A 12,203-nucleotide genomic window follows, 5' to 3' on the forward strand; every position below is an offset into this window, starting at 1 on the left:
TTGTCCGTGTCGATCCACCCCTCTGCCGGCACGAGCGCCGACAGAGGGAATGAGCCGAGAGGTTTGTTTTGCTGCTTCCGCAGCCGATGAGGGTGATGCGGAAGCCCTGTCATTTTCACTCCCTGAACGGACACCTCAGCGGCTGAGCGGGATGACCTTGCGGCGCCAGTCCTGCGTGATCTGGTCGCGGACCTTGGAAAGGCCGATCCAGTCGACCGGGATGACCTTGTCCATCGCCTTGACGACAGTGCGATCGCTGACATCGGGAGCCACCGTGGCCTTCGCATTGGTCGGCGCATAATACATGGCGGCGGTGAAGGCGGCCTGGGCTTCAGGGCTCAGCGCATAATCAATGAATTTGCGGGCCGCCTCGGACGACGGGCCACCCTTGACGAGATTGAGCGTGTTGATCTGGAGGATCGTGCCTTCCTTCGGAAGAACGACCTTCATCTTGCCTTTGGAACCATCGGCATTCACCTGGCTGCGGGCATTCCAGCCCACGCCCAGCGAAACCTGACCGTTCACGACAGTCGGATAGACTTCCGGCTTCGGCTCCCAGGTCTGGACGTTCGGCGCAACGTCCGCCATCGCATTGATGCCGGCATCGATATTCTTGATGAAGTCGGTGCCGCCATTCATGTGGTCCATGATGATGGTCGTGCCGATACCGACGATGTCAGGGGCGCTCAGCATGGCGATCTTGCCCTTGAAGGCGCTGTCCTTCAGGGCGTTCCAGCTGTCCGGCGCGGTCTTGATCGCATCGGTGTTATAGATGAGGACGAGGTTGTCGAAGGTCACGCCAACACCGGCGACACCCTCGAAGCGGGCGTTCGGATAGAGGTCGGCGACATTCTTGGTCACGCTTTCATCGATCCTGTCGAACAGGCCTTCATCCGTGCCGGTCTTGGCGACGGAGACGTCCATCAGCGCGATATCGGATTGCGGAGCAGCCTTCTGGGCGCGCAGCGAGCCAAGCATGGCGGCAGAACCCTGCTGCGGAAAATAGTCGACCTTGATATCAGGGTTGGCGGCCATGAAAGGCTCGATGACGGCCTTGGTGTAACGCTCCTGGAAAAGGCCGCTATAGCCGAGGAACGTCACGGTCTGCTGGGCCTGCGCCGGCAGGGCGGCCGCGCCAAGCATGAGAATCCCACTCAGAAGTACTGATTTCTTCATTGTCCTGTTCTCCTCTATTGTTATTGGGAGTGGCGAACGGATCCGCCACCCGTAAGATCGTGTCAGGCGCTCAGCTTGGCCTGGACGAATTTGTTGGCGCCGGAAATGTCCGGCAGCTTCTCGCCGTTGCGCAGGCGTTCCAGAAGCACGATCTCGGCTTCCTGCATGCCGATGGCCCGTTCCGCCATGGCGCGGGCCTGGCTCGGATGAAGGGCGACAACACCGCTTTCATCGCACAGGATCGCATCGCCCGGATTGATCATCTGGCCGCCGACGCTGATCGGAACGTTGATCGCGCCTTCCAGACCAAGGATCTTGGTGGTGATCGGCGACGGGCCGCGGCACCACATGGGCATGTCGACCTTGGTGAACTCCGAAAAATCGGTCGCCGGACCATCGACGACACCGGCTTTCACACCGGCCATTTTCATGGTGTTGGTGATGACGCCGCCCCAGCAGGCGTGGCGGGTATCACCGCAACGGTCGATGAGGACGATATCGCCCGGACGCACGAGCTGCGTCAGGTAATGAAGCATGGTCGAATCCGCGTTCGGAATGCGCAGGGTGACGGCGGTGCCCGCCACGCGCTTGCCCGGAAGGACGGCCCGGATTTCAGGATCGACGAAGCCGGAATGAAGCACGTGACCGATCGTTGCGACTTCGACCTTTTCTAGAAGCTCGATGATGTCGGCGCCGATCTGTTCCGGCATGGGGTTGACGATAAACATCAGGTCTTTCTCCGATCAGAGAACATGGTGGTTCGCCACCGGCACGTTGGCACGCACCTTGGCCGAATAGTCGAAGTCGAGGGCGGCCCCCGCAGTTCCGACACTGTCGGAGCATTGCGCGACGATGTGGCCCCAGGGGTCGATGACCATCGAATGACCCCAGCAGGCCTTCTTGCCGCCCGCATGGGTGCCGATCTGGCCGACAGCGAGGAAATAGGTCTGGGTTTCGACGGCGCGGGCGCGAGCCAGCACTTCCCAGTGGTCCTTGCCTGTCATCAGCGTAAAGGCGGCCGGCAGAACGATGACGTCTGCACCCTTGTCCCGCAGGGCGCGAAACAGTTCCGGAAAGCGGATATCGTAGCAGATGCCGCAACCGACCGTCTTGTCGCCAACCTTGTAGGTCACGACCTCTTCGCCGCGGGCAACGGAATCGGATTCGCGGTAGCTGATGCCGTTCGGCGTATCGACGTCGAACAGGTGAATCTTGCGGTACCGGGCAATCTGCTTGCCATCAGGACCAAAAACGAGCGTCGAATTATAGAAGCGGTTGCCTTCCTTCTCGACGATGGAGCCGGCATGCAGCGTGATCGCGTGCTTTCTGGCCAGATCCGAAAGCAGCGTATAAATCTCGCCGCCGGGGAATTCCTCCCCGCTCTCATGCATTTCCTGAGGATTATCTCCAAGAAATGCGAAGTATTCCGGAAGAACGACAAGATCAGGATTATCCGACTTGACTGCCTTCTCAATTAAATCGGCAGCAATCTTAAGATTTTCCGCCTTGTCGTTCTGGGTATTCATTTGAACAAGTGAGACTTTCACGTTGCTCTCCTCTCATGTTGCGAGGAGAATTAAGGACGGGAACTGTTTTCCTGACAAACGGAAAAACTCTATCGAAACCCATAAGATAAGCTTATAGATTAATCATTTTGCGATGCAGCATAAAAATTAAGCTGCAACGGTCATCCATTGCGTGGTGGTTTCACTGACGATTTCCGTCGCCATGTCGGCGATGGCGCGGGCAATCGCGTTGTCGCCACGCTCCTGATAAACCGTGTGGAAAGTGAGGGGCGGCACCGGCGGCGTGATGTCGAGAATGCGCGCTTCGCCCGATTTGATGATGCCGTCCACCAAAACGCGCGGCAGCGCCCCCACGCCAACGGCCGTGGCCACAAGACGTGTCATGATCGACAGCGAATTGGAATTATAGATGCGGCTATCGGACAAGCCGTGGGAATCGAGAAGCGCGCGCAATGCCTGGTGCGGCTGCGACCCGGTCGAGAAGGTAAGCAGCGGAAAATGCGCGATATCTTCCAGAGTGACGCCGGTTTCCGGCAGCGGCAACTCAACCGCGCCGACCCAACAGGATTCGAAGGTGCAGAGCGGCGAGTTGTAAATATCCGCGGCCATGATCGGCCCCATGATGAAACCGACATCCACCTCGCCGTTCTGGATGCGCTGGGAGAGTTTCAGGCTGGTATCGATGGTCAGATCGAGGCTGACACCGGGATATTGCTCGTTCATGCGGCGGATGAGAAGCGGCAGCCAGGCATAAACGATCGTATCGGCTGCACCGATGCGCACCGTGCCCCTCAGCGCCTCCCGGTTACTGACGATCTGCCGGAACTCGCCGGTGAGGTTGACGATCTTTTCGGCATGTTGCAGTGCCAGACGACCGGCAGGCGTCAGGTTGACGCAGCGCACATCGCGGGTGAACAGCACCACACCCAACTCACGCTCGAGGGCGGCGATGCGGTTGGAGACCGACGCCTGGGTCGTGTGCAAACGTTCCGCGGCTGCCGAAAAGCTGCTCAATCGGGCAGCCCAGAGGAAAGTTTCGAGAAATCGCGTATTCATGAGGTGACATCTTCTCGCACGGCTTCGCGATCCAGCCCTGAGTCTCTGGCTTCGTCTTGCCCTTGGCCTTTGTGGTTCAGGGGCAGTATGTCCGATGCGCGCGCCCATAGGCAAGCGATCAAAGCCCGCACCTCCCTTTCTCACGGGATTGCGCCGGCGTCGTTTGCAGAGCGGAAGAATAGCCTTGAGGCGGCGGGATGACGGGAGCCAACAGACGCCCGCCATCCCTGATTGATTTTAGTGCCCGCCCGGTTCGGTTGGTACCGGCGTATTGAGAAGCTGCTGCTCCCAGAGATAGGCGATGCCGCTGCCGCCGAAATGCTGGATGAGAATTTCGGTCAGTTCCTCGACGTGCTCGGTGCGCGCCCAATCGCGCTGCCATTCGCCGGCGAGTGCCATCACCGTCATCACATTCGCGCCGGCCGCGATCATGCGCTGGATGGCAACCTCATGAGACTCCTTCGAAATTCCGCCCGATGCATCGGTGATCACGGTCACGTCCCAGCCTTCGCCGGCGGCCTGGATGACCGGCATTGCGACGCAGACCTCGGTCCACAGGCCGGCAATGATCAGCTGCTTACGGCCGGTCGCCTTGACGACGTTGACCACATTCTCGTCCTGCCAGGTGTTCACCCAGGTGCGATCGATGACTTCCTGGCCGGGGAACACGTCGGTGATCTGCTTGAAGAGAAGTCCGCCGCGCGCCGCGATCACGCTGGTGAGAACGGTCGGAACATTGAAGGCTTTTGCCAGCTTCGCCAGCGCGGTCGTGAGGTTGACCACAGCCTGCGGATCGTGGCTGTTGAGGTTTGCGAGCTGATAGGGCTGATGATCGATCAGAACGAGGACGGAATCTTCAGGGCGGAGAAGTGAATCGAGGCCGTTACGGAAGGTCATGGGTTCATCCTGTGTTGGCTGTTTATTGAAGCGCGCTTGCGCAAAAGGACATGCGACCCGTCTGGGGCGGTGCCGCGGGACGAAACTTGTCATTGCTGTTTATGATGCGGTAGTCCTTGTCCCTGCCAAGCTGTGTCGCAGAATGGGGAACGCTGAGTGGATATCGAAGATATCAGGACATTCGTCGAAGTTGCCGATGCGGGAGGCGTCACCCCGGCCGCATTGCGGCTTGGCATCTCCAAGTCGGTGGTCAGCCGGCGGCTTGTGCGGCTGGAAGCGGAGCTTGGTGTCCAGCTTCTGGCCCGATCCACACGCGGCGCTTCCCTGACAGAGGCGGGCGCAACCTTCCGGGACTATGCGGCTAGGATTTCAGCCGAAATCGATGCGGCGAGGGATACCGTTCTTCCGGCTGGCGAACTCCGCGGCCGCCTGCGGATTGCTGCGCCGCTCTCTTTCGGCCCTACGCATTTCGCGCTGGTGATTGCGCAGATGGCGCGCCGTTATCCTCAACTCCAGATCCAGACCTGTTACACTGATCGTTTCGTGGATCTGATCGCAGAAGGATATGATTGCGCAATCCGGGTTGGCAACCTTCCAGACTCCAACCTTGTCGCCAGACGCGTCGGCCCCCTCTACGGAATTTTCGTCGCCAGCCCCGACTATATCGAGGTTCATGGTTCTCCCGAAACACCGGAGGAACTCGTAACCCATCAGGCTCTCATGCAGGGAACGGAAAGCTGGCAGATAATGGATGGAGACAAGGTGGTAACCGTTCGCCCACAGGGCCGCTTCAAGGCCGATAACGGCGCCGCCCTCGCCGTCGCAGCAGCGGCCGGATTGGGCATCGCCGTGCTGCCTGAAGACCTGATCAAGGATTATCTGGACTCAGGCAAGCTGGTGCAGGTCATGAAACGCCACCCCCCGCCGCCGGCGGGAATATTCGTCGTCAGACCGCCCGGGCAGCATCCTTCAAGAAAGATCCGGGTGCTGACCGAAATGCTGATCGAGTGCTTCGACCATGGCCCGGCGAGGGCATTCCGCTCCAATGCCGGGGGAAGCCCCCCGGCCGTTACCTGACCGGCACATTTTCAGAACCGGGCCGCGCTATCTGTCACACAGCCACTGGCTTTGGAAGAACCAGATCCGCGACCGTATATGTGTGAAACTCGCTCTTGGAGACGGTGTCCAGTTTCCGGAATTTTTCGACGAATTGCGGATCGGAAAAGAACTCGTCGACATTGCCGGTTCCCTGAATGGCCTCGACATTGACGACAGTCTGCCCGTCCGTGCTTTTCGCGAGGCTGCTCCAGAGGAACCCTTCCTTTCGTTCAGAAACATAGTGGACGACATCCTGAATGATGGCGAAGGCTTCGTCCTGCTTTCCCGGATGGGCATGAATGACGTTGACAACGAATGTCGTGGGGGCGGGAGAGCCCGCAAAAGCGGCGATAGGTTTCGTTTCCATGAATTATCTCCTTTTGAAGCGCCGGGCCATTTCAGCCGCGACGACCTCTAGATATCGGAGGAAAAATACCGGATAAATGAGCTTCTATTCTCAACATACCGGACAAAAATTCTTTAATTGCGGAATCATGGACAAGCTCGGAACCCTCGGCATATTCATTCAGGTGGCAGAAGCGGGAAGTTTCGTGGCCGCCGGACATCGTCTCGGCATCTCCGGATCCGCCGTTGGGAAAGCCATTGCACGTCTGGAGGAGGAGCTGGGCGTAAGGCTGTTCAATCGCTCAACCCGCAGCATGGCCCTGACCGAGGACGGAAGTTTCTTCCTTGATACCTGCCGGCGCATCCAGTCCGAATATGAGACCGTCCAGGCACAGCTGTCGAGATCGCAGGCGGTCCCGCGCGGGCAGCTTCGCGTGAGCCTTCCGCTGGCAGGCATGCTTCTGATGCCGACGATATCCGCCTTCATGGAGGCATATCCCGAAATCAGCCTCGACCTCGATTTTACCGATCGTCTGGTTGATGTCATCGAGGAGGGATTCGACGCCGTCATCCGAACGGGAGAGATCAGGGACACACGGCTGATGAGCCGCAAGCTCGGCACGTTCAGACACAGCATCGTGGCCGCGCCTGACTACCTCGAGGCCCATGGACGCCCGGAGATTCCGGAAGATCTTGTCCGGCACCGCTGTCTCCACCATCGCTTCGCCAATTCCGGAAAGCTCGAGCCTTGGCCACTGGTTCGCGAAGGGCGGGAAATCAGGATCGATCTGCCGGTCGCCACCGTTGCGAGCACGCTGGAACCCCTGATCTATCTTGCGGAACGATCATTCGGGATAACATGCCTGCCCTCATTCGCCGTGGCCTCCGAAATCGCTCAGGGGAAACTGGTATCATTGCTGGACGACTATATGGCAGACACAGGCACCTTCCGTGTCCTCTGGCCGACCAATCGATATCTTTCTCCAAAAGTCAGAGCATTTGTGGACTACATGGCCGCCAATCTTTTCGCCCGGTAATTACACCGACAGTAAGGGTGACCGGCACCGGATCGACAATATACGGAGGTCAGGATCAGCGTGCCGCGACCTTTTCCTGCAAAAGCCGGATGGCAAGATGCTGGAGCAGAATGATCGTCTTGGCATCGCGAATATCGCCGTGGCCGATCATCCGCATCGCCTCGGGCAAGGCGATTTCCAGCACGTCGATGTCTTCGCCCTCGTCCGCTGAACCACCACCTGCCCCGACCTTATGTTTCTCGGCATATTCGCCGTAGAAAAAGGCCAGATATTCCGTGACCGATCCGGGGCTCATATAGATATCGAACAGATGCGTAAGTTCGGAAACCTCATAACCGGTTTCCTCCATCAATTCCGCACGCATCCGCGTTGCCGGGTCAGCACCCTCCAGCAGCCCCGCCGGTGTCTCGATCAACGATTCCAGACCGCCATTCAAAAGCACCGGCAACCGGAACTGACGGGTCAGCAGGACAGTGTCGCTTGCCGGATTGTAAAGCAGGCATGTCGCACCGTTGCCGCGATCATATGCTTCCCGGGTCTGCCGTTGCCAGCTTCCGTCCCTTAGCCTGAGTTCATACTCATACTTGGTCAGCCGCCCCCAGTCATCTGCCAATACGCGTTCGGAAATAGGGCGGTACACACTGCCATTCATCAAATCACCTCGTTTTCATCTGTCTTTTCAAAGGCCGTGCAACCGGCCTTCGACATGCGTGCGCGTTTCGCCGCCAACCCATATCTGGCCGGCATCATCGCGCGTCAGGTAAATGCGGCCCCGGCGGCCAAGGCTCGTCCCCTGCGCCGCGACATAGTCCTCACCAGCCACGCCCGTCGCGAACAACCATTGCGCCAAAGACGCGTTGAGGCTTCCGGTAACGGGATCTTCGACGATGACGCCCAGATGATCGCTGAAGAAGGCGCGAACTTCAAATGCGGTTTCTCCGCCTTCCGCGTGAGGGCCAACCACACCGATATCGATGTGGCGGGACCAACTGCGGGCCGGCTTGATGCCAAGCACCTTTTCGGCCGATGCCAGCCTGAGTCCCAGCCAGCCGGGGCCATTGTCGACCCAGGCGGCATCGATGATGTCGCTAGCCTCGATCCCCAGGAGTTGTCGCGCCTCTTCCAGTTCGGCCGGCGTCGGTGCGCCGGAACGGATCAGCGGCGGAGCGGCAAAGGAAAGCCGTCCATGCGAGCGCCGGATCGTGACGAGCCCCGCGCCGCATTCCTGAACAATGGCGGCTTCATTCCTGGGCATGCCATTGGCGCAGAGCCAGGCATGGCAACTGCCCAGTGTGGGATGTCCGGCAAAGGGCAACTCCCTGTCCAGCGAGAATATCCTGACCCGGTAATCGGCCTGTGGGTGGGTGGGTCGCAGCAGAAAGGTGGTTTCGGAAAGGTTGAACCATCGCGTCAATCGCTGCATTTCATCCGTCGATAAAACATCGGCACCGCTGACGACCGCCAGCGGATTGCCGGAAAGCGGCCCGGAGCCGAATACATCAATCATATGGATATCAAAGGTCATGACACGGTTCTTTCGGTTAGGATCGATTGGCAATGGGGACGGGCGGCCTGTCAATGCTGCCAGAGAGGCGATTTCAGCCCCGCGGCGGCAAATACCGATGGCCGCCCGCCCGCCGTAAAGTGTGGATTTCAATCAGCCTCGTCATAGCCTATGTTACACTTACTGTTTATTGAAATAGTGTATCGTGACACTTTTACCGAAGGTGCGAGCGTGCTGCTGCAATCCCCGTGGACTCCCCGTCTTGCAGACATTGAGGCGAATGCCGCAGAACGGCTGGTGCTTGCTCTTGCCGACGACATCATCGAGGGGCGGCTGACAGGCGGCGACCGCCTGCCCGCCCATCGCGATCTCGCGTGGAAACTGGGGGTGGGCCTTGGCACCGTGACAAAAGCCTATTCCGTTCTCGAACGGCGCGGGCTGACACGCAGCGTCAAGGGCCGGGGAACATTCGTGGCGCTGCAGGAGGCGCACAGGGATCGGCAGTTCGACCTCTCCTCCAATGCGCCACCGGCCATGCTCAACGCCCGCATTCTGGCGAAGACGCTAACGGGGATCGCGCGCAGGATCGATGCGGATCACATCAATCTTTATGCTCCACCCGCCGGACATCTGGAACACCGCCGCCTTCTGGCCCGCTGGCTCGAAACGCTGGGTCTGACCGTCGATCCGTCACATCTGGCGCTGACGAGCGGCGCCCGTCAGGCGCTGGCCCTGGCTTTCGATCTCGCCTGCGGCCCAATGGGCCTGCTCCTGACCGAACGCATTACCTATCCCGGTGCGATCGCACTGGCCCGGCGTAACGGATACCGGATGCAGGGTGTTGAAATCGATGCCGAAGGCATGGTGCCGGAGGCGCTTGCCACAGCGCTCGCCAGCACGACCTCGCGTGACGGCACAGCAGTCTATCTGACGCCGACGCTGCACAATCCGACAACCGTCACCATGGGCGCGGCGCGGCGGCAGGCCATTGCGGATATCTGCCGCCGGGCGGGCGTATGGATCATCGAGGACGGTGTTTATGCGGCATCGGCCGAGGCCTTGCCGCCGCTCGCCTCATTGGCTCCTGACATCTCGTTTCATGTGAACGGGCTCTCCAAGTCCCTTGGCCCCGGCTTGCAGATCGGCGTGCTTGCATTGCCGGCCGGGCTACACGACACCGCCGAAGACCTTCTGCAGGACATGCCGATGGCCCCATCCGCACTCTCCTGCGCGGTGGTTGAGGATTGGCTGATCTCCGGCATCATCTCGTCAATCCAGCGGGATTTACGCCACGAGGCGAGGCGGCGCTCCAGCCTGGCCGTTTCGCTGCTCGGCACGAACCGGCTTGGCTCGCATCCCGATGCGTACAACGTCTGGCTGCCGATGGAACGCGACGACGCCCATCGTTTCGCATTCGCCGCTGCGGCGATGCGCATCAAGCTGACCCCTCCGGAATCCATGCTGGTGAACCCCGACGATCAGGCGAGCGGTATTCGGCTCTGCCTCGGCGGCCCGTCATTCGATGATCTCACGGAGGCGCTGACGCTTCTGGCGGGGCTGCTGAAACGTTGGCCCTGAGGCCATCGGCAAATAAACGACAATAAGAAAACTGCATGGAAGCGACCGTATATGATGAGTGATCACCCGCCTGTGCCGGACCAGAATGCTTGGAACCCCTGGAGCCCTGCCGAACTCTCCCGGCGACTTAACGGCGTATCGCGGCCATGGTGCGTTGTCGGCGGCTGGGCGCTCGATCTTTGGCAGGGGAGCAAGACACGCGAGCATGACGATCTCGAATTCACGATCCTGCGTGAAGATTTCGCTATCTTTCGCCGGAAACTGGGTGACATGGAGTTCTATACCGTCAACGATGGCCTTATCGAACCGCTGCCGGCGGATCAGCATCCGGCTCCCGAGATTTTCCAGATATGGTGCTTCGATCGCCCTGCCGGGTGCTGGCGTGCCGATATGATGATCGAGCCGGGAACGAATGACACCTGGGTTTACAAGCGAAATCCGGAAATGACGCGGCCGCGGATCGAAATGGTGTCGCTGACCGCAGACGGCATTCCTTATCTCAATCCCTCCGCCGTGCTTCTGTTCAAAGCGAAGCACAGGCGCCCCAAGGACGAGGACGATTTCGCAAGAGCCCAGCCAAAGCTACCTCTTTCGGAACGCCTTTGGCTGCGAGACTGCCTCGACCGCCTCCACCCGGGTCACGATTGGGCACATGCAATGCGGCAGCCGGGCACGGACGGCTCGATATTCTGAAAGAAAACGGCGAATGGTCCGCTGCCGCACCTGCCGCCGTCGACCGCAGCGTCCTCGACCATATCGACAGCCTGATCGATGTTTATGAAGACCGCCGCATGAGCGCCGCTGATGCCGCCGGGGCGGCAAAAAAGCGACCGTGAGATTCCACCTGAAGAATATCTACGCGAAGCTTGGCGTCAGCCGGCGCGGCATGGCCGTCTCCGTCAGCAAACATCTCAAGCTGACCGACCGCGAATGATACCGACATTTCCCCGTCGGGAAGCAGGATGAGGAGGGTTCCAATCGCGACGCCTCACCGCTTTCCCTCACCAAATTTCTCAATCGTGAAATCCAGAAAACTCCGAAGCTTGGGCGTCATCTGTCGATCCGACGCATAAAGTGCATGTAAGGCACGCGGCGGCGGTTCATAGTCAGGAAGGAGGCGGACCAGCTTTCCTGCCGACAGTTCATTGGCAACAAGCTCGTATGGCTGAAAAAGGACCCCCATGCCGGAGAGCGCCGCAGCGCGCAGCGCTTCGCCGCTATTGGCGCAAAAGCGGCCTGTGATTGCAACCGTCACGGGCCCTTCCGGCCCAATGAAGGACCAATGGGTGCGAAGCGACGAATGCGAAAAGATCAGGCATTCATGCTCGGTCAGGTCCTGCGGGGTCTGAAGGCGGCTCGCGAAGGCCATATAGGCAGGCGCAGCACAAAGAACGAGGCGATAGGGCGCAAGCCGCTTCGCGATAAGACTGCTGTCGGGAAGATCACCTGCACGAAAGATCACATCGAAACCCTCCTCGACCAGATCTACATTTCGGTTGGTGAGGTTGATATCCACCGATACCTCCGGGTGCCGCCTGAGATATTCTGAAAGTTCCGGTGCAAGCGCGTGACAGCCAAAGGTGACGGGAGCGCTGATGCGAATCCTTCCCCGGGGCTCCGACCGCGTCTCCGCCATCAGCGCTTCCGCCAAATCCATTTCCGCAAGAATGTTTTTCGCCCGCTCGTAAAACACTTGCCCACTGTCGGTAAGGCTTTGCCGGCGCGTCGTCCGGGTCAGCAACTTCACGCCCAATCCGTCCTCCAAGGCGCGTATCTGCTTTCCGGCCAGTTGCGACGACATCCCCAGTTCCTGCGCTGCCGAAGAGATGGACCCAGCTTCAACAGCCTTTACGAAGACTTTCATAGCAGCAAGCCTGTCCATTAAAAATGATCCGTTTCAATTATTGAAATTATATAGTTATATTATCCATTATGTTTCATGATTACAATATGCCTGACGCTGTCCTCATCCGGCGTCTCACAAAG

General features: G+C 59.3%; 13 protein-coding genes. 4 read left to right on the forward strand and 9 right to left on the reverse strand.

The features are described 5' to 3' along the window. Positions 1-135 precede the first annotated feature (135 nt). The 5 genes from ACIQUH_RS10270 to ACIQUH_RS10290 form a co-directional block, all read right to left on the reverse strand. The gene (locus ACIQUH_RS10270; RefSeq protein WP_400814453.1) at positions 136-1,176 is read right to left on the reverse strand and encodes an ABC transporter substrate-binding protein; all 1,041 of its coding nucleotides are present in this window, start codon (positions 1,174-1,176) and stop codon (positions 136-138) included. A gap of 62 nt (positions 1,177-1,238) precedes the next feature. Next, positions 1,239-1,904 (reverse strand): RraA family protein, encoded by a 666-nt coding sequence (locus ACIQUH_RS10275; protein ID WP_003521976.1) that lies wholly within the window; start codon positions 1,902-1,904, stop codon positions 1,239-1,241. A 15-nt stretch (positions 1,905-1,919) separates the two neighbouring features. Then, positions 1,920-2,702: a carbon-nitrogen hydrolase family protein gene (locus ACIQUH_RS10280; protein ID WP_400814657.1), complete on the reverse strand. Its 783-nt coding sequence runs from the start codon at positions 2,700-2,702 to the stop codon at positions 1,920-1,922. Between the two features lie 147 nt (positions 2,703-2,849). Then, positions 2,850-3,758 (reverse strand): LysR family transcriptional regulator, encoded by a 909-nt coding sequence (locus ACIQUH_RS10285; protein WP_400814455.1) that lies wholly within the window; start codon positions 3,756-3,758, stop codon positions 2,850-2,852. Between the two features lie 237 nt (positions 3,759-3,995). After that, a complete protein-coding gene (locus tag ACIQUH_RS10290) occupies positions 3,996-4,655 on the reverse strand; it encodes a hydrolase (protein WP_400814458.1) in 660 nt (219 codons plus the stop codon). A 156-nt stretch (positions 4,656-4,811) separates the two neighbouring features. Here ACIQUH_RS10290 and ACIQUH_RS10295 point away from each other — a divergent pair, with 156 nt between their 5' ends. Continuing rightward, positions 4,812-5,732, forward strand: a complete 921-nt coding sequence (locus ACIQUH_RS10295) for a LysR family transcriptional regulator (RefSeq protein WP_400814460.1) — start codon at positions 4,812-4,814, stop codon at positions 5,730-5,732. 34 nt (positions 5,733-5,766) lie between these two features. Here ACIQUH_RS10295 and ACIQUH_RS10300 read toward each other — a convergent pair whose 3' ends face one another. Further along, positions 5,767-6,120, reverse strand: coding sequence for an antibiotic biosynthesis monooxygenase (locus tag ACIQUH_RS10300; protein ID WP_400814462.1), 354 nt, complete (start codon positions 6,118-6,120; stop codon positions 5,767-5,769). 127 nt (positions 6,121-6,247) lie between these two features. Here ACIQUH_RS10300 and ACIQUH_RS10305 point away from each other — a divergent pair, with 127 nt between their 5' ends. Then, positions 6,248-7,135: a LysR family transcriptional regulator gene (locus ACIQUH_RS10305; RefSeq protein WP_400814464.1), complete on the forward strand. Its 888-nt coding sequence runs from the start codon at positions 6,248-6,250 to the stop codon at positions 7,133-7,135. A 55-nt stretch (positions 7,136-7,190) separates the two neighbouring features. On the opposite strand, the gene ACIQUH_RS10310 is transcribed toward ACIQUH_RS10305, so the two are convergent. Both ACIQUH_RS10310 and ACIQUH_RS10315 read right to left on the reverse strand, forming a co-directional pair. Next, complete coding sequence (locus tag ACIQUH_RS10310) at positions 7,191-7,787, reverse strand: NUDIX domain-containing protein (protein ID WP_400814466.1); 597 nt, start codon at positions 7,785-7,787, stop codon at positions 7,191-7,193. A 27-nt stretch (positions 7,788-7,814) separates the two neighbouring features. Continuing rightward, entirely contained in the window at positions 7,815-8,660 is an 846-nt protein-coding gene (locus ACIQUH_RS10315) for a PhzF family phenazine biosynthesis protein (protein WP_400814468.1), read from the reverse strand. Between the two features lie 150 nt (positions 8,661-8,810). Here ACIQUH_RS10315 and ACIQUH_RS10320 point away from each other — a divergent pair, with 150 nt between their 5' ends. Beyond that, positions 8,811-10,217 (forward strand): PLP-dependent aminotransferase family protein, encoded by a 1,407-nt coding sequence (locus tag ACIQUH_RS10320; protein ID WP_400814470.1) that lies wholly within the window; start codon positions 8,811-8,813, stop codon positions 10,215-10,217. A 54-nt stretch (positions 10,218-10,271) separates the two neighbouring features. After that, positions 10,272-10,910 carry a nucleotidyltransferase domain-containing protein gene (locus tag ACIQUH_RS10325; RefSeq protein WP_400814659.1) on the forward strand — a complete coding sequence of 213 codons (639 nt, stop codon included), beginning with the start codon at positions 10,272-10,274 and terminating at the stop codon, positions 10,908-10,910. Between the two features lie 295 nt (positions 10,911-11,205). On the opposite strand, the gene ACIQUH_RS10330 is transcribed toward ACIQUH_RS10325, so the two are convergent. Beyond that, on the reverse strand, positions 11,206-12,099 hold the full coding sequence (locus ACIQUH_RS10330; protein ID WP_400814472.1) for a LysR family transcriptional regulator: 894 nt from the start codon (positions 12,097-12,099) through the stop codon (positions 11,206-11,208). Between the last annotated feature and the right edge of the window lie 104 nt (positions 12,100-12,203).

The organism is Agrobacterium sp. NPDC090283, from assembly GCF_044769685.1.
Classification (GTDB): domain Bacteria; phylum Pseudomonadota; class Alphaproteobacteria; order Rhizobiales; family Rhizobiaceae; genus Agrobacterium.